At 46.5% G+C, this 22,010-nt stretch carries 23 protein-coding genes; 4 read left to right on the forward strand and 19 right to left on the reverse strand.

Annotated elements, in window-relative coordinates; translation table 11 throughout:
* Positions 1 to 64 precede the first annotated feature (64 nt).
* On the forward strand, positions 65 to 1,639 hold the full coding sequence (serA, locus tag FZD51_RS09030) for a phosphoglycerate dehydrogenase (RefSeq protein ID WP_148974463.1): 1,575 nt from the start codon (positions 65 to 67) through the stop codon (positions 1,637 to 1,639).
* 208 nt (positions 1,640 to 1,847) lie between these two features.
* Here the strand turns inward: serA and FZD51_RS09035 are convergent, their stop codons facing one another.
* From FZD51_RS09035 to FZD51_RS09120, 18 genes are all read right to left on the reverse strand, one after another.
* Positions 1,848 to 2,660 carry a histidinol-phosphatase gene (locus FZD51_RS09035; RefSeq protein ID WP_148974464.1) on the reverse strand — a complete coding sequence of 271 codons (813 nt, stop codon included), beginning with the start codon at positions 2,658 to 2,660 and terminating at the stop codon, positions 1,848 to 1,850.
* Between the two features lie 66 nt (positions 2,661 to 2,726).
* The gene (locus FZD51_RS09040; protein ID WP_148974465.1) at positions 2,727 to 3,656 is read right to left on the reverse strand and encodes a peptidoglycan DD-metalloendopeptidase family protein; all 930 of its coding nucleotides are present in this window, start codon (positions 3,654 to 3,656) and stop codon (positions 2,727 to 2,729) included.
* Positions 3,657 to 3,960: 304 nt separating this feature from the next.
* Positions 3,961 to 5,244, reverse strand: coding sequence for a hypothetical protein (locus FZD51_RS09045; protein ID WP_148974466.1), 1,284 nt, complete (start codon positions 5,242 to 5,244; stop codon positions 3,961 to 3,963).
* A complete protein-coding gene (gene sigX / locus FZD51_RS09050) occupies positions 5,216 to 5,767 on the reverse strand; it encodes an RNA polymerase sigma factor SigX (protein WP_148974467.1) in 552 nt (183 codons plus the stop codon). The genes FZD51_RS09045 and sigX overlap by 29 nt, the downstream gene beginning before the upstream one ends.
* Positions 5,768 to 5,964: 197 nt before the next feature.
* Positions 5,965 to 7,737 (reverse strand): ATP-binding protein, encoded by a 1,773-nt coding sequence (locus FZD51_RS09055; protein ID WP_148974468.1) that lies wholly within the window; start codon positions 7,735 to 7,737, stop codon positions 5,965 to 5,967.
* The gene (locus FZD51_RS09060) at positions 7,734 to 8,450 is read right to left on the reverse strand and encodes a response regulator transcription factor (RefSeq protein ID WP_148974469.1); all 717 of its coding nucleotides are present in this window, start codon (positions 8,448 to 8,450) and stop codon (positions 7,734 to 7,736) included. Before FZD51_RS09060 ends, FZD51_RS09055 begins: the two co-directional genes overlap by 4 nt.
* Before the next feature lie 243 nt (positions 8,451 to 8,693).
* The gene (gene ccsB, locus FZD51_RS09065; RefSeq protein ID WP_009794787.1) at positions 8,694 to 9,881 is read right to left on the reverse strand and encodes a c-type cytochrome biogenesis protein CcsB; all 1,188 of its coding nucleotides are present in this window, start codon (positions 9,879 to 9,881) and stop codon (positions 8,694 to 8,696) included.
* Between the two features lie 2 nt (positions 9,882 to 9,883).
* Entirely contained in the window at positions 9,884 to 11,539 is a 1,656-nt protein-coding gene (gene resB, locus FZD51_RS09070) for a cytochrome c biogenesis protein ResB (RefSeq protein WP_148974470.1), read from the reverse strand.
* A gap of 15 nt (positions 11,540 to 11,554) precedes the next feature.
* Positions 11,555 to 12,082: a thiol-disulfide oxidoreductase ResA gene (gene resA, locus FZD51_RS09075; RefSeq protein ID WP_148974471.1), complete on the reverse strand. Its 528-nt coding sequence runs from the start codon at positions 12,080 to 12,082 to the stop codon at positions 11,555 to 11,557.
* 179 nt (positions 12,083 to 12,261) lie between these two features.
* Positions 12,262 to 13,002, reverse strand: coding sequence for a pseudouridine synthase (locus FZD51_RS09080; RefSeq protein WP_022544152.1), 741 nt, complete (start codon positions 13,000 to 13,002; stop codon positions 12,262 to 12,264).
* Positions 13,003 to 13,170: 168 nt separating this feature from the next.
* Positions 13,171 to 13,701, reverse strand: a complete 531-nt coding sequence (locus FZD51_RS09085; RefSeq protein ID WP_129612016.1) for a spore maturation protein — start codon at positions 13,699 to 13,701, stop codon at positions 13,171 to 13,173.
* A 6-nt stretch (positions 13,702 to 13,707) separates the two neighbouring features.
* On the reverse strand, positions 13,708 to 14,295 hold the full coding sequence (locus tag FZD51_RS09090; RefSeq protein WP_148974472.1) for a nucleoside recognition domain-containing protein: 588 nt from the start codon (positions 14,293 to 14,295) through the stop codon (positions 13,708 to 13,710).
* Positions 14,288 to 15,439 carry a D-alanyl-D-alanine carboxypeptidase family protein gene (locus tag FZD51_RS09095; protein ID WP_262380829.1) on the reverse strand — a complete coding sequence of 384 codons (1,152 nt, stop codon included), beginning with the start codon at positions 15,437 to 15,439 and terminating at the stop codon, positions 14,288 to 14,290. Before FZD51_RS09095 ends, FZD51_RS09090 begins: the two co-directional genes overlap by 8 nt.
* A gap of 165 nt (positions 15,440 to 15,604) precedes the next feature.
* Complete coding sequence (locus tag FZD51_RS09100; RefSeq protein ID WP_148974473.1) at positions 15,605 to 16,495, reverse strand: superoxide dismutase; 891 nt, start codon at positions 16,493 to 16,495, stop codon at positions 15,605 to 15,607.
* Between the two features lie 226 nt (positions 16,496 to 16,721).
* A complete protein-coding gene (locus FZD51_RS09105; protein WP_148974474.1) occupies positions 16,722 to 17,210 on the reverse strand; it encodes a YpuI family protein in 489 nt (162 codons plus the stop codon).
* 155 nt (positions 17,211 to 17,365) lie between these two features.
* The gene (locus tag FZD51_RS09110; protein ID WP_148974475.1) at positions 17,366 to 17,788 is read right to left on the reverse strand and encodes a hypothetical protein; all 423 of its coding nucleotides are present in this window, start codon (positions 17,786 to 17,788) and stop codon (positions 17,366 to 17,368) included.
* A 134-nt stretch (positions 17,789 to 17,922) separates the two neighbouring features.
* Complete coding sequence (scpB, locus tag FZD51_RS09115) at positions 17,923 to 18,510, reverse strand: SMC-Scp complex subunit ScpB (protein ID WP_148974476.1); 588 nt, start codon at positions 18,508 to 18,510, stop codon at positions 17,923 to 17,925.
* A gap of 5 nt (positions 18,511 to 18,515) precedes the next feature.
* On the reverse strand, positions 18,516 to 19,265 hold the full coding sequence (locus FZD51_RS09120; RefSeq protein WP_148974477.1) for a segregation/condensation protein A: 750 nt from the start codon (positions 19,263 to 19,265) through the stop codon (positions 18,516 to 18,518).
* A 261-nt stretch (positions 19,266 to 19,526) separates the two neighbouring features.
* Here FZD51_RS09120 and FZD51_RS09125 point away from each other — a divergent pair, with 261 nt between their 5' ends.
* On the forward strand, positions 19,527 to 19,628 hold the full coding sequence (locus FZD51_RS09125) for a YjcZ family sporulation protein (protein ID WP_129612023.1): 102 nt from the start codon (positions 19,527 to 19,529) through the stop codon (positions 19,626 to 19,628).
* A gap of 128 nt (positions 19,629 to 19,756) precedes the next feature.
* On the forward strand, positions 19,757 to 20,278 hold the full coding sequence (locus FZD51_RS09130) for a DUF309 domain-containing protein (RefSeq protein WP_148974478.1): 522 nt from the start codon (positions 19,757 to 19,759) through the stop codon (positions 20,276 to 20,278).
* A gap of 31 nt (positions 20,279 to 20,309) precedes the next feature.
* Here FZD51_RS09130 and FZD51_RS09135 read toward each other — a convergent pair whose 3' ends face one another.
* A complete protein-coding gene (locus FZD51_RS09135) occupies positions 20,310 to 20,663 on the reverse strand; it encodes a GNAT family N-acetyltransferase (RefSeq protein WP_148974479.1) in 354 nt (117 codons plus the stop codon).
* 452 nt (positions 20,664 to 21,115) lie between these two features.
* Between FZD51_RS09135 and FZD51_RS09140 the strand changes: the two genes are divergently transcribed.
* Positions 21,116 to 21,988, forward strand: a complete 873-nt coding sequence (locus tag FZD51_RS09140; protein ID WP_262380830.1) for a DUF1002 domain-containing protein — start codon at positions 21,116 to 21,118, stop codon at positions 21,986 to 21,988.
* Positions 21,989 to 22,010: the final 22 nt, after the last annotated feature.

Genomic DNA, 22,010 nt, shown 5'->3' on the forward strand with positions numbered 1-22,010 from the left:
TTGACAGAAAATTGTTCGTCTTGTAAAATTATCAGAAAATTATTATAAAGCAGGTGGATTGGCTATGTTTCAAATTCTTGTTGCAGATTCAATCAGCGGAGCAGGATTGCTTCCTCTCACAGAGATGGAGAATGCCCGGCTGATACAAAAAAAGACAGATGACCCTGAAGCAGATCTGGAAAATATAGATGCCCTTTTGGTCAGGAGCGCCACAACAGTTGACTTTGAACTGCTCGATAAAATGCCAAGGCTCCAGATTATTGCAAGAGCTGGTGTCGGGGTCGACAATATTGACGTTGCCGAGGCTACTAAAAGAGGAATCGTGGTGGTCAATGCCCCTGATGGCAATACCATTTCCACGGCAGAGCACACTTTTGCAATGATGGCTTCATTGATGAGAAATATCCCCCAGGCACACCGGACCGTCAAAAATCTGGAATGGAACAGAAATAGCTTCATCGGGAATGAGCTATTCGGAAAGACACTGGGCATTGTCGGCATGGGCAGGATTGGTTCTGAGCTGGCCAAGCGCGCCAAGGCCTTTGGCATGTCCATTTCTGTTTATGATCCTTTCTTGACGAAAGAACGGGCTGCCAAGCTTGCCGTTGAAAGCCTTCCTCTTGAGGAAGTGCTGAACAAAGCGGATATCATCACTGTTCATACTCCACTGACTCCCCAGACAAAAGGCCTGATTGACGCCAAAAGGATAGAATTGACTAAAAAAGGCGTTTATTTCCTTAATTGCGCCCGCGGCGGAATCATCAATGAAAAGGATCTTGCAGAATATATCAGGAACGGTCATATTGCAGGTGCGGCCCTTGATGTTTTTGAAGAGGAGCCTCCTTTCGATAATCCGCTCCTCGGGTTCGACAATGTGATTGTAACCCCTCATCTCGGCGCTTCAACAAGGGAGGCACAGCTGAATGTCGCAACACAGGTAGCCGAGGAAGTCCGGCTTTTTCTGGAAAATAAGCCTGTCTCCAACAGCATCAATCTTCCGGCGATGTCGAAGGAAATCTATGATAAAATACAGCCTTTCCACCAGCTTTCCAAGCAAATCGGCCTGATTCTTTCACAGTGCGTGACTGAAGGGGTCCAGGAAATCTCCATCACCTATTCCGGGACTGTCACAGAGCTGGAAACTTCTTATCTGACAAAAGCCTTATTATCAGGTTTTTTCAAGAACCGCATAGATATTCATGTGAACGAAGTGAACGCGCTTTTAACTGCAAAAGAACGCGGGATAACAATTGGTGAAAAGATATCAGTATCGGGATTCGGCTATGCGAACTGCATATCCGTTGCAGCGAGAAACGATAAAAGCGAATTTATTGTCAGAGGGACATTCATTGAAAATTACGGTCCGCGCATCGTATTCCTGAATGGATTCAATATTGATTTCCTTCCCGAGGGAGAACTTCTTTATATCCAGCATATGGACCGTCCGGGGGTAATCGGGCGGGTAGGAAAGGTGCTGGGCGACCATTCCATCAATATCGCCGCCATGCAGGTAGGGCGGAAAGAGGCCGGCGGTGAAGCCATCATGGTTTTATCTTTTGATAAGCCTCTAGGAGAAAGCTCGTTCAAATTGCTTGAAGGCCAGGATGATATCGTTTCGATCAGGAATATATCTCTATAGCATAAGAAAAGCGCAAGCGCCTTGCTTACCCCCGACAAGCACAAGACGATTCTGCCAAAAAGGCGTTCTTTGCCTTTTTGGCAGGATTGGCTTGTGACCTCGAGGGGGTAGGCGCAGCTGCTAGACAGGAATCCAGTTAAAGAATATATTTTCTTATCTGCGCACAAAAAGAAGAAGATGGCGGAAACCGCCATCTTCTTTTTCCGCTTCAGCCGATCGGATGCTCCACCCTTTCTCCCTTGGAAAAGGTCATGATTTTCTCATAGCCGGCTTCTTTTGCCAGCAGGAGCGCCTGATCAAAGTCAGCGCCTACATCCTTCGGAAAGTGGGCATCGGATGACAGGACAATCGGGATATTTTTTTCATAGCATTTCCTTAAGAGCCTCGGATCCGGGTAAAGCTCCCCTACAGGCTTCCTCAGTCCGGCTGTACTGATTTCGACACAGGTTTTTGATTCGGCAAGGGCATTTACAGCCCTTTCATACTGCTCCAGCAGGAATTCTTCATCCTGCGGTACATATTTAAATATCTTCACTAAATCGATATGGCCGATGATATCGAAGAGATTAGACTGGGCAAGGGTGACGACCTGGTCAAAATAGGCTCTGTATACTTCAAACAGATCCCTTTTGTCCCACTCATGCCTGTATTCTGAAAGATCAATCCCAAAATCCCCGATCCAATGGATAGAACCAATTATGTAATCAAAGTGATAGTCTGAGATAAACCGGCGCATTTCTTCGTGCTTCCCAGGGGTATAGTCCATTTCAATCGACATCTTCACATCGATGCCGCTGTTCCAGGCCTGCCTGAAAAGAGCTGTATAATCATCCATATCATAATAGCGCCTTTCATCAACCCAGGGATTCCTCAGTATATCCGCAGTCTGATAGAAATGATAGGCGTGCTCGGAGATGCCGAAATGGGCAATCCCTTTTTCCTCGGCCCTGTCTGTAAATTGTTTTAAATAATCAAGCGTCAAAGTCCCTTTTTCCAAGTGATTATGGTAATCGGTAAGCAAAGTATCCCCTCCCCAATTTTATTCATTATACTTCGGGAGAGGACAGGCTTCAATCTATTCTGTGAATTATCTGGCAGAAAGAATCTCTCCGGGATGAATGATGTCATCTGTAAGACTGTTTGCTTTTTTAAGCTGTGATACTGTCGTCCCCAATTTGGCTGATATAGAATACAAAGTATCTCCGGCTCTCACTTCATATACTGGCGCAGCTGCTTCTTTGCCCTTCTCCTGGCTCCTGGAAGCAATCATCAGCTGCCGCAGCCTGAGCCTATGCTCATGCGCCTCGGCAGCGGGCACTGCGGGAGGCTTATAATCGAAAGTTTCCATCGTTTCACTGGCAGCTATACCGCTTTGTATTTTTCTACCGGCACTCTCAGCTTTTCTGCCTGCAGCGGGGAAGTGCTGTCCATTGTCATCTGCAAGCAGCAGGCTGGCCGTTTCTATTGTTTTGGAACCTTCTGCAGGCTGCACTGAACTGACGGCCGAACCGATTTCTGTTTCTCCAAGGGCAAGAAATGGATCGACAGCGTTCTGCTTATCGTATGTCCATTCTGATATATGTACTTCAAAATGAAGATGGACACCCGAGGAATCCCCTGTACTGCCCATAGTGCCGATTGTCTGTCCCTTCAGCACCTTCTCCCCTTCTGCTGCCTTTCTCTCCTGAAGATGGGCATAAACAGTCTCTGTGCCATTCTGATGCTTAATGAATATTACATTCCCATAGGAACCAGAGTAATAGGATCTGGTGACACTGCCCTCATCAACAGCATAAACCGGTGTACCGGAATCTGAGGCAATGTCAATTCCTTTGTGTGTGCCATTCCGGGTGCCAAAGCAGTCAGACAGGACACCATCTGCCGGCCACTGCCAATCTGAAGCAAATACTTCATCATGCAGCTCAGAGGCTTGAGGCTGCTTGCCGCCGATAATCAGCAGGCTAATGAATATCAGCACAAGCCATGCTATTAAAAACCTTCTTATATAATCTCTCATATGATCCTCCTTGCCATTTCAGCTTTACTTTCCCACCGTATGACAGCATGTCCCATATTAGAACCTCCGTGTCCGGAAATCTTATTATTCCTGCACGATTTCCCGGGAGAAAAACACAGCCATTATTATGCAATTCCGGCAGGCGGTTTTATACATGAAAGAATATTAAGGTTATTTAGGAAAATGCAAAGTCAGATGAAGCTGATAGACCGTAATAAGAAGACAATATATTTAGTTATTTTTCAAAAATAAAAACAGGGTTCAGCCTATGGGCCGATCCCTGTTCTTCGCATATATATTAAAATTATGGGAGCTGGCGCCAGTTCGGCGCTGCCGGAACCTTCAATGCTTCCTGCAGCTGGAAGCTCCCTACTTCTTCAATCTCGGCATTATCCAGCTTTACTGTACTGTAATTGAATCCTTTGGCCATCAGAAGAATCGCTTCGATGGTATACGACGAAGCAGCATTATCCTCAAGCTTAGTGCCTTCTTCCAGGGTCAGCGTAAGCTCACTGGATCCGCCTTCAGAATCTGCTTCGGTTATTATATTCATATTCATATCGCCTGGTATGGAAGCTTCCAGGCTAGTGTATTCCTGATCCTGTTTCATCGCATCAATGGCTTCCTGGATTGAGCCGTAGCTTTCTTTACCCGGCACAATGAAGGGCTCAGATCCTTGATCTGTGTATAAAAAATAATAGGCATGATTTCCGGTATCTTCTTTAACTGTGAGGCTATCCACAGCCCCGGTATTGCCGAACACCGCACCTGGCTCGCCTTCAGTTGTTAAAAGTACAGTCTGTGCATTAAGTGTGTCCAGATGATTCGTTAATAAAGATTTAAACATTGTTTCAGTTGCAGATCCATAAAAGTCTGCATCTTCTTTAATATCCGCTGTCAATGTTTCAGTTTCGGGATCATAAAACAGCTCTGCCTGCGGAATCGGGTATGCTTCGCCCAGTCCCCATTCTTCCTCTGTGAGCTTTTCCATAGTTTCTTTATATAAATCAAATTCTGTCTTGCCTTCCTGTGGGGCAGCAAGGACGCTTACAGGCACCAGTGTCTGGATATTTGCATCAGGGACGGCATAGGTAAGGATAGTCTGCCCCTGAACATCTTCCTCATACAAAGCGGTCCGGTAGTCGCTGTCCTCTTCCTCAAAAGAAGCAAGTCCCGCCTTCCCGTCATTCTCCTGTACCTCGGTTTCTGACAGCTCTGCCTCAGGATCATTCTGGACCCCGGCCTCCCCTTCGCTGGTGTCTTCACTTTTTTGGGCAGTCTCATAGCTGTTTTCTTTCTGTTCAGAAGGTTCAATTCCTGAAGAAGCCTGGTCGCCTTTGTTTTCTGCCGCCTGATCTGCAGATTCCTGGAACTGCTGCCCGGTCAGGCCAGGAATCAGGATAAAGAGAAGAAGGACTGCCGCAGCGGCTGCCGCTGCAGGAATGACCCAGAATGTGCGTCTCCGCTTCCGCATCCGGCGGGATACATTCTGGTAGACTTCCTGTTTGGCCCGCACATCCTGTATCTTTGGAAGCTGCCGGAGCAGCTTTTCCAGCTGTTCATCGTTCCACTCTGATTTTTTCACCATCTCTTCCCTCCTTTATCAATAAAGTTTCCATATGGCCCTTCAATACCTTCAGAGCCCTGTGCTGGGTTGTCTTTACCTTGCTTTCGGTCCAGCGGAGGGCTTCCGCCGTTTCCGTAATGGACAGCTCCTGGATATATCTCATAATAATCACCATCTTCTGGTCGACTGTGCATAAGTCAAGGCAGCGGTAAATCATCTGGATTTCTTCGCGCTGCATGGCGATATCTTCCGGTACGGGGCTGTCGTCCCTGATCTGCTGTTCGGTCCAGTCGAATTTTTCCAGTATTCTCTGTTTCCATCCCTTTTGCTTCCGGAAAGAATCGATCGCAACATTACGGGCGATAGAGAATAACCAGGTTTTCTCGCTGCTTTTTCCTTCAAAGCGGTCATAGGATTTAAGGACACGGATATATACTTCCTGCACCAGATCCTCGGCCAGCTCTTTGCTCTTCACCATATAAAATAGGAATTGAAAAACGTCCTGATGATAATTGGTATATAAGTCATCAAAAACGGAGTCCATAGGTCTTCCCTCCCCGTTCATAAATTAGTCGCAGTTTATGTACAAAAAGTTACATCTATAAATATAGTATTTCTCAGAAAAAAAAGGAAGGGACTTTTTGTGTATTCCCTTCCAGCTGCTTCTTCTTTTGATGAATGATGCTTTATATGGTGTATTTGTTTCTTGTGAATCAAGAATAAACGGCATTTTCCTGTCTTTTATTCAATATTTCGAGGAATGACAAAGGAAAATGTCGTTCCCTGCTGAAGCTTGCTTTGTACAGAAATCTGCCCTTTGTGGGCATCAATGATATTTTTTGCGATTGCAAGCCCGAGACCTGTACCTGACCTTCCTCTTGTCCTTGCTTTATCTGCCTTATAGAACCGTTCAAAAACAAACGGAAGATCCTCCTCCGGGATACCGGATCCGGAATCAGAAACCTCGACCATCAGGCCTTTTTCTTCCGACTTTACCGTTATTTTGACAGACCCATCTTCAGGTGTGTGCCGGATGGCATTGTCAATCAGATTGGTCAGCACCTGTTCAATTCTGTCAGGATCAAAGACAAAATCATCTTCTGTTATGCTGAATTCGCTTTCGAGCTTGATGATCTTCTCCTTGGAAAGCCCTTGGAATTTCCTTGCAATCCTGCTGATATATGGCTTCAGTTCGACTCTGTCCAGGGTAAGCTGTATATGGCCCGCTTCCATCCTTGCCAGGTCGAGCAGTTCATTGACCAGCCTGCCCATCCTGAGTGACTCGTCATAAATGACGCTTGCCATTTCCTTTTTCTCTTCATCTGTTCCTGCAATGTCATCCACAATCGCTTCACTGTAGCCCTGCATCATGGCGATTGGCGTCCTGAGCTCATGAGAGACATTGGCAATAAAGTCTTTCCTCAGCTTATCCAGCTGCCTTTCCTCTGTCATATCACGCAGAACGGCAACCGCTCCGCGGATAAAAGTATTATTATACAAAGGGCTGACGATGATAACCCAGATTCTTCCCTGGATCGGCATTTCGCCTATCTGCTCTTTGCCCGTATTAACGGCGCGCTGAAACAGCTTCATCACCTCTGAAGGAACCGCTTCAATATTTGTACTCACTTCCCCCTGCTCATAATACCAGTTCTGGATAAATCGCTCAGCCGGAGGGTTTGTGACAAGAATGGTGCCGTCGCGACTGAAGGTGATGACACCGTCTGCCATCCCGCTCAAAATGCTTGCGAGCTGCTCTTTTTCCTGGCTGAGTGCATTGATATTGAATTTCAGCTGCCTGCCCATCTGATTAAAAGCGGTTGCCAGCTCCCCGATTTCGTCATGTGTAAGGATGGGGACCTTTGTATCAAATTTGCCTTTTGCCACTTCGAAAGCCGCCTCCCTCATTTTCCGGAGGGGTGCTGTAATTCTTGTAGAAAGGAAGAACGCAAAGATTGTTGTGAGGATAATGGCGATTCCTGCAGCAAGGATAATGAACTTGGTCGTCGACCTTGTCGTTTTCTGCATTTCCTCGAGAGACTGGTATATAAAGACAGCCCCTGTGTCCCCATCATCAATATACGGCACACCGATGATCAGGATGCGGGAATCCTCCCCAGCTTCTCCGCTGGCCGGGTATGGATATACTTTCTTGACAGACCGCCCGGAAAAAGCCTCGGCCAGCCCTTTATCTTCCATGAAAAATTCGCGGGGAAGCTCGATCGGCTTCCCTTTGTCAGGCGAATGATAATATTCATCTTCATTCTTGATGATAGCAATATTGGTCACATCATCAACCAGCTCCCAGGAAATCTCCAGGCCCACATCAAGGTCATGCTCCTTAAGAATCACGGAGATCTTATTGGCCGTGTTCGTCAGGCCCTTTTCAATCTCATTGATCTGGTTGTTCTCGAAAAACTCAAGAAGGAGCACCGTGAGGGTAAAAAGGACAAAGGCCACCAGGAAGATGATGGTGATCCAAAGCTTGCCTACTACACTGCGCCAAAACATCATTCATTAACAACCTCGAATTTGTAGCCGACGCCCCAGACTGTAACAATCATCCGCGCCGCCTGCTCAGATACTTTATTCAGCTTTTCCCTCAGCCTTTTTACATGGGTATCCACTGTCCTTAAATCTCCGAAAAATTCATACTGCCATACTTCCTTAAGCAGCTGCTCGCGCTCAAAAACCTTGTCAGGCGATTTAGCAAGGAAATACAGCAGTTCATATTCTTTCGGTGTCAGGCTGACCTCTTTTCCGTCCGCAATCACCCTATGGGCATCATTATCAATGGTCAGATGACGGAATACGATTATATCTTTGGCAGCCGTTTCAGTCTGCAGGTAGCTTGTCGTGCTGGACCGGCGCAAAAGTGCCTTTACCCGGAGGACAACCTCCCGCGGACTGAACGGCTTGACGATATAATCATCTGTCCCTGCTTCAAAGCCCTGCACCCGGTTCACTTCCTCGCCCTTCGCGGTCAGCATGATGACTGGCGTCGCCTTTCTCTCCCTGAGCTCCCGGCATACTTCGATCCCATCCTTGCCCGGCATCATCAAGTCCAGCAGGATGACATCATAGTCGGTTTCAAAAGCCTTTTCCAATGCCTCGCTGCCGTCACCGGCTTCTTCAATTACATAGTTCTCCCTCTCCAGGTACATCTTTAAAAGCCGCCTGATTCTTATCTCATCGTCCACTACCAGGATTTTGGTTTCTCTTTCCATATAGAATCCTCCTTTAATAGATCAGCTGCGAGGGGTCCCCTGGGCAGCCGGAATGCCGCAAATGTCTATATTTTAAAGGCTGTGTTAGGTACCTTGTTGATTTTGGGCTCATTCGTGTAAAACTCTGTTTTACACCATTTCAGCACAGCTGAAATGCAGCCCAGAATCAACAACAATGTTTAACAAAGCTATTTTAAAAAAAGCCTCCACATAGAAATCGTGAAGGCTTTATGGAATTTATTGTCAGGATCCCGCGTATGAGTGCAGACCTGCAATGACAAGATTGACTGCAACCAGGTTAAACATAATGATGGCAAACCCGATGACTGCGAGCCATGCCGACTTTTCTCCATGCCAGCCCTTGGACAGCCGGAGATGAAGGAAAGCAGCGTAGAAGAGGAATGTGACAAGCGCCCATACCTCTTTCGGGTCCCAGCCCCAGAATCTCGTCCAGGCAATTTGTGCCCAGATCATCGCAAAGATAAGCCCTCCCAGCGTAAATACCGGGAATCCTATCAAGACTGAACGGTACCCGATTTCATCCACAAGATCCAGTTTGATATTGCGGACCAGCGGCTGGATGCTTGCAGCAATCCTCTTCCGGAGGATTAGCCTGAGCAATCCGTAAAGGATGAGTCCTGCCCCGATCGACCATATGACAGTATTCAGTTTTTTAGCATTGATGATAGCCGGCATTTCCACAAGCGGCTCAAATCTGCCGTCAGTGGTAAGTGTTCCTTCATGAGGGCCCGTTATGGCAGGCATGGTGTATTCAAGTACTGATTCCTGGTCCCCTTTGTCTATCCAGGTAAAGCTTGCTTTATAATCAGCCGCTGAAAAAATGGATGAGACCGCAATGAAACCTACAGTACAAATAAGTCCGAACATGACTGCTTCAAGCCAGAAGGTCCGTTTGCTGGATTTTGACTGGTCGACAGCCTTCACCAGATAGATCAGGCCTGCTGCAAAGCTGACTGAAAGAATCGCTTCGCCGATGGAAACAGTTGTTACATGGATATAAAGCCAGTCACTCTGCAAAGCAGGGATGAGCGGCGAGATATCGCGCGGAAACATGCTGGCATAAGCGATGACAAGCAGCGCGACAGGCATGGTGAACACACCAAGCATCGGTGTTCTGTATAAAAAGTAAATGATGATGAATGCTCCAACAAGTGACATCCCGAAGAATGTCATAAATTCAAAAAGATTGCTCACAGGAGCATGGCCGGAGGCGACCCAGCGGGTAATAAAATAACCCAGCTGGGCTGCGAACCCGGCGATGGTCACGATAATGGCAATCTTTGCCCATCTGTTTGGAGATTTTTGGCCGGCGCCATGCTTTTTATCCCTTATGCTTCCGCCAAAAAATAATGTGGCAATTAAGTATAAAATAAAAGCAGTGTATAATAAATTTCCGCTCAGTGCTACCACAATTATTGTCCCTCCTCATCTGTTTTTTCCAGTTTATCAGTTTGATCATTTTCCATCTGGTCTTCAGGCATGCTGATGCCTGTATCTTCAAGGGCGAGCTCAATCTCCCTCTTCAGGCCATGCCAATTCTTATTTGTGTGGCCGGCAACCCACACTTCACCGTCGAAGCGGCGCAGCCAGATACGGCGGTGGTTCCAGTAGGCGCCCTGGATGACGCCGATCATGAAGATCGCCCCTCCGAGAGCCAGTATCCAAAGAGTCAGATCCTTTCGCACTGTCAGGCCTGAAACATCCTTTGTCTCGACGCCCTGGAAGGCCAGTTTATATTCATTGTCACCCATGGGCTCGATTGTCTGCTGAATGGCCACAAAGCTGACTTCACCGTCCGGCTTATCCGGTGTAAACATTTTGAAAACAAATGCCGGATTATTCGGGATGCGCGATTTGGTTGTCGGGTCTCCATTTTCATCGAATTCAAAGTCCGGGAAATAGCTGACAACTTCTACTGAATAGCCATCATTCAGCTTATACTCAGTCTTGGGATCGTACAGATCAACCGTCAAATCGCCGAATGTCTCCCCAGATTCTTTATTTGTCAGGGAAAATGACATTTTGTTCAGCTCGTTCAGCTTATAATCTACCTGATAGAGTGCAAACGACTCGAACTTCAGCGGCTCATTGACCTTGATGCTGTAAGTCTTTACCTTTTCAAGGTCATGGGCTTCACCGGTAACGGTTTCGCCCTGTTTCCGGTACAAGGTCACATCAGATTGATAATTCTTAGCGACGGTGCCTGCCCTGTCGATCGCATCATTAAAGACTTCTTTGTCAGTTTCTTTATCATAGACTTCTAGAGTGAATGCCTCATTGGAAAGATAATATTCTCCCTTTGTTTCAGGGATTACTTTCGTTTCGCCCTCCCTGATCCACAGCACTTTATCCACGTACATTCCGGGAACGAAGCGGAGCATGCCTCCAATCAGGAAAATGATCAGGCCGACATGATTGACATATGGCCCCCAGCGGGAGAAGCGGCCTTTTTCAGCGAGGACATTGCCGTTTTCTTCACGGATATTGTATTTTCTTGCCTTCAGCTTTTCCTTGATCACTTCATACTGCCCGTCAACATTATCAGTCTTTGAAATCCCAAAAAGCCTCTGGCGCTTTAAATAGCCTTCATGCCTTGTAACACGCTGGGTCTTTAAAGCCCGGTATAAAGGGACTGCCCGGTCAAGGCTGGCGATGACCAAAGAAACGCCGAGGGAAGCAATCAGGATTAAATACCACCATGAGCTGTAAAGATTATGGAAGCCCAGTTCATAATACAGCTTCCCGAACCATCCGTACTGGTCTTCATAATATTCGGCAGCAGGCATGGTCGGAGGGATATACATTTCCTGCGGGAGGATTGTCCCCAGTGCCGATGCAATCAGGGTGAGTACGATGATCCAAACGCCGACTTTGACAGAGGAAAAGAAATTCCAGATTTTGTCCACAAATGTCTTGTTATAGGTCTGTGAGCGCCGCGCTGTCCCTTCATATCTCATATCGATCAGCTTTTTGTCTTTTGCCTGCTCCTCGAGCACCTTTCCGCATGATTCACAAAGTATGGTCCCATGCGGATTGAGATGTCCGCATTCGCATTTAACTTCTTTCATCCTAAAAACTCCCTGTTACTTAGGTTGGATCTGCTCCATGAAGGTGCGGATCTTATCTTCTGTCAATTGGCCGGTATGGATCTTCACCACTTCGCCCTCCGGATTGATCAGGAATGTGGCCGGAAGGGGATCGATGGCGTAAGCATTCTGCACCTGGCCATCCTTGTCATTGACAATCGGGAATGCGAGTCCATATCTTTCAGCAAACTTCTTGACGGCAAAATCAGATTCGCCTACATTTACAGCCAGCACCTGGACGCCCTCGTCCGTGAACTGTTTGTACTGGTTATTCATATAAGGCATTTCCTTTTCACAGGGCTTGCACCAGGTTCCCCAGAAGTTCAGGAAAACACCCTGTCCTTCATAATCCGAAAGCCTGTGCTTTTCCCCATCCATGTCCACCAAAGCAAAGTCAGGAGCTTTCTCCCCGACTGCGACTTTTCTGATATTATCTTTTGTTATGCTTGCGTATAGAGTGTATGCAACGGCAGCACCCAGAACAAGCAAAATGACTGTCCTCATAACGAGACGCCGTTTTTTCATAAGTACCTCCCTGATGTTCATGCTGCTTCTAAGCCCTTGGATGGAGCTGCAGCACCCTGCAGGAATCCGCATACAATCCTTTGCGTGCAGGTATGAGCGCTCCCCCTTGGCAACTGTCTATCATTATACCTTATTCATTATCGCACTGTTGTTAACAAAGCCTTCCAACTGTGAAACTTCTATGAATTTTTCTTTTTGCCGGCACTGCTCGCAAGAGTCCTGAGCTGTTTTACTTCATGGGCTGTAAGCTCCCTTGCATCACCTGCGCTCAATCCCTGCAGAGTAAGAAAGCCGTATCGCTCCCTTTTGAGCTTCATGACCGGGTGCCCGATGGCCTCCAGCATCCTTCTGACCTGGCGGTTCCTTCCTTCATGGATGACCAGTTCGACGATGGCTGTATTCTTTTGTTTGTCAATTGAAAGCACCTTGACTCTTGCCGGAGCTGTTTTGCCATCCTCCAGGCGGACACCCCTTTCAAGGCTTTTCAGTTTTTCCCTGGCTGGTATTCCTTTTATCTTCGCCACATATACCTTTTCCACTTCGTTTTTCGGATGCATGAGCAGATTGGCAAATTCTCCGTCATTGGTCATCAGCAGGAGGCCCGATGTGTCAAAATCAAGCCTGCCGACAGGGTAGACCCTCTCCTTGATCTGAGGCAGGAGATCAGTTACGACCTTCCTTCCCTTTTCATCCGTCACACTTGAAATAACCCCTCTGGGCTTATACAGAAGGATATACACAGGCTCTTCCCTTTCGACCGGGATTCCGTCCACTTCCACCCTGTCTGAAGAAGAAACTTTCAGTCCAAGTTCTTTTACAACTTTCCCATTCACTTTTACATGTCCCTCTGCAATCAGCTGTTCCGCTTTTCGTCTCGATGCAACCCCTGCATGGGCAATCACTTTTTGAAGCCTTTCCATTTATGTCACCTCAATAAAATACTTATGGCAATCTTTTGTCCATCTAATGAATTATGACACAAACCGGCCTATTTTCAAAGCAGCCGATGCTAAAAGTATGCCAAAAGCGGAATAGGTCCTCCATGGAACCACAAAAAGGACGCCATTTTTTTGGCGCCCTTCCCTTACTTATCCGAATACAAGCATGACAACTGCTATCGCTGCAATAAAGCCGACAAGGTCGGCCAGGAGGCCCACCTTCAGTGCATCCCCCATTTTTTTAATGCCTACAGCCCCAAAGTAGACGGTCAGCACATAAAAGGTCGTATCTGTGCTTCCCTGAAGCGTCGAGGCAAGCCTTCCGATAAAAGAATCCGGCCCATGGGCAGCAATCAGGTCACTTGTCATGCCTAGTGCCGCAGTGCCTGATATCGGCCTGATGATGGCGAGCGGGGCGATTTCGGGCGGGACCCCGATCGCTTCCATTGCCGGCCTGATAAAACCCATCATGAATTCAAGTGCCCCTGAAGCCCTGAAGACAGTAATGGCCACCAGCATCCCGACTAAAAAAGGGATGATGGAAACAGCAATCTTGATTCCTTCCTTGCCGCCATCCACAAAGCTCTCATATGTAGGGACTTTTTTATAAGTACCGTACAGCAGAATAAATCCAATCAGCACCGGGATAAACCATAATGAGATTAAAGAGACAATTTCCATGCATGCTCATCCTTTACGGGTTCGTCTGTAATAAAAGTACCTGTCGATCAGGATTGCCCCGAGTGTTGAGCAAAAGGTGGCAATCAAGGTCGGCCCGACAATTTCAGTTGGGGAGGCAGAGTGATAGTTCATCCTGATGGCAATCACCGTCGTCGGGATGAGTGTCAGGCTTGAGGTATTGATGGCCAGGAAGGTGATCATCGACCTGCTCGCCTCGGTTTTTCCGCCATTCAGCGCTTTCAGCTGCTCCATTGCCTTTATTCCAAGGGGTGTGGCCGCATTGCCCAGCCCGAACATATTCGCCATCATATTCGATAAGATATATCCCATTGCCGGGTGGTCCTTTGGAACATCAGGAAAAAGCCTTGTCACTACCGGCCTGAAAAGATAAGCCAATTTTTTCAGCAGTCCTGCATCTTCGGCAATCCTCATCATCCCAAGCCAGAAGACAAGGATGCTGATGAGCCCGATGCAAAGGGTGACCGCTTCTTTCGCCCCGCTGAAGACCGCTTCATTCACTTCAGCCATCGTGCCATTGAAAATGGCAAAAACAATCCCTATCACGGTCATCGCAACCCAAATAATATTAACCATCGGTTTTTACTCCAGCCATCGTCAAAAAGATGCTCTTAAAGAAATCAAAAAAAGATTTTTCTTCTTTCTGGGGCTCTTTTTCATAGTAAATCGGCAGACTTTTCACTTGCTTGTTCTCAAAGTAAACAATAGCCCTTCCGACCACATCGGGAAAATCCTTGTCTTCTTTCCAGCTTCCCGAAGGTTTCAGCATCTTATATTCGACGCGGAAAAGGTCTTTTTCTTCCTCAGATGCAGGATAGCTGTAGTCTGTCTTCAAGTAGGCTTTTTTTTCATATGGAGAATCCTCCAGCTCCCTGACCCCGCCTTGTTCAATAACTTTTTTGAGCGAATATTCCTTGAACCCGCTCTCATACATGCCGATATGGTCGTTCCAGTCATCCGGACCATTCAGCGTAACCGCAATCAGGTCCAGACCATCCTTTGAGGCTGTGGTGACCAGCGTCCTTTTGGCACGTTTGGTATAACCTGTTTTTCCCCCTGTGCAATATTCATACATTTCGGTGAGGAGGCGGTTCTTATTTTTCCAGACTCTGTCCCAGCTTTCATTCGGGTTCGGTGCCCGATGCATTTTTGTCCCTGCTATTTTCCTGTATATTTCATTGTTCATCGCATATCTGGTCAGAACGGCCATATCATACGCGGTAGAATAGTGGTCCTCATGGTCATCCAGCCCGTGCGGATTGGCAAAATGGGTATTTATCATGCCGATTTCTTCGGCTTTTTTGTTCATTAAGTATACAAACCCTTCAAGGCTTCCCCCTACATGTTCGGCAATTGCCACCGCCGAGTCATTCCCCGACCTGAGCATAAGTCCGTAAACCAGGTCCTCCAACAGAATTTTTTCTCCCGGCTGCAGATAGATAGATGATCCTTCAGCCCGTACTGCCTTTTCACTCACCTTGGCCTTTGTATCCAGCTTCCCGGATTCAATGGCAAGGATGGCTGTCATAATCTTCGTTATGCTTGCAATCCTTTTCTTCGTATAAGCATCCTTCTCATACAGGATCCTCCCGGTGCTTTGCTCCATCAGTATCGCGCTGCCTGAGCTGGCCGAATAGGCAGCTTGTACCTTTGCAGGCAGATTAGCTGCCAGGACAGCTGCTATGCAGGATAATAGCATCCATCTAAACAATCTGTTCATTCTCCAAAACCCCGTCTCCTAATATGTTTGTACAAGTTTATGCGAGTCGGGACAGCTTATGACTAAAAATGAAAAGCGGCTGGTGTCTCCATTCTCATAATCCATCTATTGGCACCTCTGCCTTGCCCAATAAAAAAGGAATGGCTGCTGCCATCCCCCATACTTCTAAAAAGGCTTCCATTTCAGCTGGCTTGCTTTTTGGAAGCGTTCCTCTGCATCTTTCCAGTTCACAATATTCCACCAGTTATTCACATAATCGGAGCGGTTATTTTTATACTGCAGATAGTAGGCATGCTCCCAGACATCAAGGGCAAGAATCGGGATCGTATCCCACTGGGTCAGCAGCATATGCCTTTCCGATTGAAGGATTTCAAGATGCCTTGACCGCGGTGACCAGACAAGGATTGCCCAGCCTACGCCTTCCACCTGTTTGGCCGCTTCAGAAAAATGCTTCTTGAACTGCTCAAAGCTTCCAAAATACTTTTCTATCTCTCCCAGCAGGGCACCAGAAGGCTTCCCTCCCCCAGAGGGACTCATACTATTCCAGAAAATGGTATGGAGGTAATGGCCGGAGCCATGAAATGCCAGCTCTCTTGACCAATGTTTAACAAGTTTAAAATCGCCATCTTGCCGTGCCTTTTTAAGCATTTCCTCAGCCTTGTTCAATCCATCAACATAAGACTGATGGTGCTTCGTATGATGAAGCCTCATGATTTCTTCTGCTATATACGGTTCCAGGCTGTCATAGCCATATGGCAGCGGCGGAAGGGAATGGCCGCCTGCCGGAATAAAAGGTTCATTAATGTAAATATTGCCGACCGGCTGCCTTCTGGAAAAATACTGTTCAACATCGTTATGAAGTTCATCTACACGCGACTGGAGCGCATTCAGCTCCTCTATATCAAGCTGGCCGTCAAGCTTTTCAATCACTCCCGAGAATTTATCCAGTTTCACCCATAGTTCTGCGTCTTTCTCCACATCCTCCGATTCCAGGAATCTCTTCATTTCCTCATTCCAATTGAATACATCCTTGATATAATCGTGAAACTTGCTCATCCTTCCCCTCCTATCTGTCTCCCTCCTTTTCCAATCATATGTATGATGATAAAATATTTGCTTATCCCAGGCGAAATTTGTATATGTCCACTCTGTGAGGCCTTCCTTAATAAATAGTAGGCTTTGTTAAACATTGTTGTTGATTTGGGCTCATTTCAGCCCAAAATCAACAAGGTATACTAACACAGCCAAATAAAAAAAAGCCGCCTTGACGGCAGCCTTTGTTCTATTTGGATTGAATCATTTTCGTCCGGTAATCTGTTTCATAATATTCAAGCTCTTCCCGGATCCTTTGGAACTCACTCTCCAGGCTTTCAAAGATTCCCCTCATGCTTTCAGGTACCTCTCCCTGAAACTTAATGGAGTTTTTCCCGGTATAAGCGGAACGGCTGTTTTCGAACCATGCATCATTTTTCGGCGAGAAGAATTCGTCAATGCACTGATGATAAATGCGGTAAAGCGTTTTTTCGGCCGCAGGCTTCGGGAAAGGCTCATTTTTCAGCAGTACACTGCAGGCATCAAGGCCTTCCTCACAGAAAACAAGCAATTTCCTCAGATTTCCCAAAACCATTTTATAATAATTCCGGTCTCCGTCCTTTTCCTTTATGAGGCCGGATAGTGTTGTTTCATTTAAATATGCTTCCAATTCTGAAACAGTATTTCCCAGGAATTTTTTCACTTCTTCTGTCTGCGATTTAACGATTGTGTTCGCCATTGTTACACCCCTTCAGATTGCAGGCTGATGCCATGCTTTTTCTTGCTTCGACCGGCTTGCCTTCCTTGCCATTTCAGACGGCTTCCTGGCAGCCTCTTAATGTATTGGACTTCCTTAATTTTGAATCCTGGCCAGGCTTCAGCAGGCAGCTTTCATTAAGCTTGCTGATGATTGAAGAAATCAAGAGGCGAAGCGATTTGAAAACCTTGCTCCTCTTCTACGCCATTGAAAACCTCCCTTAATTTGCCGAAATCCAGTTTGTCAAAATAGGATTCAAATTCAGCTTTGTTATTTATGTATACTCTTTTTCTATCACGTAATCCCGTTTTTTTCAGCAAACACGCAAGCGCCACTAAATCCTTGAAAGCCACTTCCCTGCCGCCTGCCTTGAACACAGGGTCCCCGCCAAATGGCGTGAAGGTTTCCATTGATTCTTCGAAGTAGCGTATATACAGTACATGGAGGGTCTTCTCCTGCCCTTCCTCCATATACACCACCTCGCTCCTGTTGAAGAAATCCTCGGAAGTGTTCGGCATTTCTTTCTCCAATTCATACCCTTTGCACTGCTTTATAAACAATCCAGACACTCCCCGGCTTATGCACTGCTGTGGCAGCAGGCACAGCTAAATGATATAAAGCACGATGCTGACAGTGAGCTTCGGACAATCTAGCTATATTTTATCATAAGGGCCGACTGAATGTGTCAGAAAAATCAATTATCTAAGGTTTCCTGAAACTTTTCGAAAAATAAATCTGCCTCATCCCCTGCATATTCATCCTCATCATTTTCTGTCAACGGAGGAAGCTCGTCTATACTTTTTAAACCAAAGTAATCAAGAAATTCCTTTGTAGTGGCATATAAATAGGCCCTGCCCGCCCCTTCGGCCCTTCCGGCTTCTTTTATCAAGGCCTTGGCGGCCAGTGTATGGAGCGGCCTCTCTGTTTTTACACCCCTGATCTCTTCTATCTCCACCCTTGTGATCGGCTGTTTGTATGCAATGATGGCAAGGGTTTCCAGTGCTGCCTGTGACAGGGAACCTGTCCCGGGGGTCTCCACCAATTTCTTAAGATAATCTGAGTTCTCCTTCTTTGTGACCAGCTGATAGGTGCCGGCAAATTGGGCCACTGTAATGCCTCTCGTGTAGTCATCCTCGCAGGACAGGATAAGCTCCTGCAAAATGGTTTCCGCCTGGCTTTCGTCCATCTCAAGCACCTCGGCGATCTGCTTCAAGGATATTCCTTCATCTCCTGCTGCAAAGAGCAGGCTCTCTGTTATCCCTTTCCAATTTACGATTTCCAAAACTTTTATTGATCCCCCTTTGCAGATACAAAAATCTCTGCAAAATTATGTTCCTGATTCAGCTCGATTTGTTTCCTCTTCATCAGTTCCAGCACTGCGAGGAAACTGACGACAAGATGTTCCTTTTCATCAGAAGGAAACAAATCGTAAAAGCTTGTCTTCACTCTTGCCCTCTGAAGCTGATCAAGGATTTCATCCATCCGCTTCTCAATAGGTATTTCCTGCCTTGCCACCTTTGCGGTTACCGGCTTTTGGAGCTTCTTTCTCCGCATCAGCTTCTGGAATGCCCCAAGCACGTCATACAAGGACACATTCAAGTCTGCCTTTTCAGGCTGCACGTCTTTTGCATAATCCGATAAATCGCTTGGAGGTTTAGTAAACATCAGCCCGCGCTCCTGCTCTTTCGTTTTGAGCTCAGCTGCAGCTTCTTTGTACTTCTTATATTCTATAAGTCTTTCAACAAGCTCATCACGGGGGTCTTCTTCCCCTTCCTCCATATCAAACTCATCCAGCTGCTCTTCTTCATGCTTTGGAAGGAGCATTTTGCTTTTAATGGCAAGGAGGGTCGCCGCCATGACAAGAAATTCACTCGCAACGTCAAGCTCGAGCTCTTTCATTGTACGTATATAAATAAGATACTGTTCAGTAATCTCTGCTACAGGAATATCGTATATATCTATTTCAAGGCGATTAATTAAATGAAGAAGCAGGTCAAGAGGCCCTTCAAACGCGTCAATCTTCACATTATACTGCATATTTCCACCATAATTTCTAATTTTGAATTTTGCCTGATGCTGCGCCAAACACAGGCAGGTTCCCGGCTGTAAATGGCTATTACTAGTATAGAGGATTCCATTCTGATATCCAATAGAAAAATACAGACAAACTTCCAGAAAGCCGGGGACCGAAATTCCTTCCCTCCGAGCTTTTTTCCAGGCGCCCATACATTATGGCCCATTCCCGCATAAGATGAATTTGTAAAGAAAAACGCAGACTATACAGGAGGTATCGGTGATATGTCAGAAGCAGGTGCAGGTTACGGTTACGGAGGCGGCTTCGCCCTAATAGTGGTATTGTTCATTCTGCTGATCATTGTGGGAGCATCCTGGTGCTTCTAAAACTATAGACTGAAGGCCCGGCATGAGCCGGGCTTTCTTCTTGATTCATTTGTCCCCGGCACCGCTTCAAGGCGGAATATGATAAAATAAGTGCAAAATGTCATTCACCAGGGCAAAAGGAGGTCAACATGTATCCTGAAGAATATATACAATATCTTGTCCATTTCCATGCAGACCGGGATTATTTCGAATGCCATGAAGTGCTTGAAGAATACTGGAAAGAAGCAGACCCGCGGAATAAGGACTCTGTTTGGGTAGGGCTCATTCTGTTCGCAGTTTCTGCCTATCATCATCGCCGCGGCAACTTCAAAGGCGCTGAACGGACGCTGCGGAAATCCCGGTCTATTTTGGACAAGGTCCCCCTCCAGCTGAAGGAGCTTGGAATCAGTGCCCGGGAATTCACGCTGCTGATCAGCGGCAGATTGGAGGGAATTGCAAAAGGAGAACCTTACTCAAGCCCCTTCATTCCCCTGGCTGATCAGGAGCTTGCCCGGCTATGCATAAGAAAGGCAGAATCCCTTGGCCTTGTCTGGGGGAGCCCAAGCGATCTTTCCGACAGAATGCTCATTCACCGGCATTCGATGAGAGACCGGACCGATGTCATCCTTGAGCGGAACGCTGCATTGGACGCCCGCAATGATACCGAATAATAAAAGGCAGAGAACCAGGTTCTCTGCCTTTTCAGCATTCTTCATCCGTGCACTTGTCTACAAATGGTTCTGTATTTTCATTGCTGACGAGCTTCCTGTCAGGGTACAGACCCCTCAAAGCCTTGACCATTGCTTTTCCGATGCCCTGCTGGCGATGTGAAGGACTTACGGAAATATGCTGTATTTCCATTGCAGGGCCGTCCATGAAAGAAACCCCGATCAGCCCTGTTATATCATCCTGCTTCCATAGGAACAGCTGCCAGCCGTCGTCCGACTCATACTGCTTCATTGTCTGCTGCAGCCTTTTCAGATCCTTTTCATTTGGCATAAATGATAATAAGCCCATGGCAATCTTTTCGAATGTCTTTTTATATCGAATTAGCATAATTATCCCTCATTAAATAAAACATTTCCAAACTATCTTTTCCCAATAAGCCATTGTCTAAACTATATGGCGGCTAGTATATGATATGTAAGAAAGCATTTTTGTTGCAGGTTCCACTAATCATTACTATGATACAAAAATTTAAGCAGGACAGCAATCAAATCGAATCAGGATCCAGGCACAATGACCAGCCAATAGATGAATCCCCAAATCAGCCCGATGGCCAGGAAAAAAGAGAAAAGCAGCCAGTTATTTTTCTTCATCGTATACACTTGCCTCCAATCGCCAAACTCCTTTTTTATTCTACACTAAATGTGTTTTTTTATCTATCCTGCCGGGAAAATAGGGACTATTGGCTGCAGGGGTATGAATTTTTTCCGAAACTTTTATATCATTATGTACGTCTATTAATATAGGGTCCAGCCTGCGTATACAAGATTAGGAGGAACATTATGCTTAAACGATGCAAACATATAATGCTGCTTGCCCTTGCTCTGATGCTGATTCTGCCAGCGGGAGCATCAGCAGACATGGCCGAAGGGGATATGATCGTCACCCTTGGCGAAAATCTTTCCGAAGAACAGAAAAACGCCCTGCTTGCAGAGATGGAAGCTCCAAAGGACGCCATGACCATCACTGTCTCAAATGAAGAGGAACATCAATATCTGGGCAGCTATATCAGCAAAGCACTCATCGGCACAAGAGCCATTTCTTCTTCAGCGGTAACGATCGCAAAATCCGGATCAGGGCTTGAAGTTGAAACGAAGAACATCAACTGGGTAACAGACGAAATGTATATCAATGCCTTGATCACTGCTGGCGTAAAAGATGCTGAAATATATATAACCGCACCATCGCCTGTATCCGGGACGGCCGCCCTGACCGGGATTATAAAAGCATATGAGATCTCAGCAGATGAGACCATACCTGAAGAAGTCAAGCAGGCAGCAAATGAAGAAATGGTAGAAACGGCCAAGCTTGGCGATTCGGTCGGGAATGAGAATGCCGCTGCCCTGATAGCAAAAATCAAAGAAGAAATCAGCAAAAATAAACCTGCCACCGATGAAGAGCTCCAGAACATCATCGAAAACGCGGCAAAGGACCTTGGCATCACCCTGACAGATAAAGAAATGCAAAGCCTGATCGACCTGTTCAACAAACTGAAGGATTTGAACATCGACTGGAATCAGGTCGGAGATCAGCTTGATAAAGCAAAGGACAAAATCACCAAATATCTTGAAAGTGAAGAAGGCCAGGGCTTCCTGGACAGCCTGAAACGCTTTTTTTCAAGTGCCATTGATGCTATTAAAGCATTCTTCTCATAGTAAAATAGAGGTGCTTAACAGC

Origin of the sequence: Bacillus infantis, assembly GCF_008180445.1 — a bacterium.
Taxonomy (GTDB): domain Bacteria; phylum Bacillota; class Bacilli; order Bacillales; family Cytobacillaceae; genus Bacillus_AB; species Bacillus_AB infantis_B.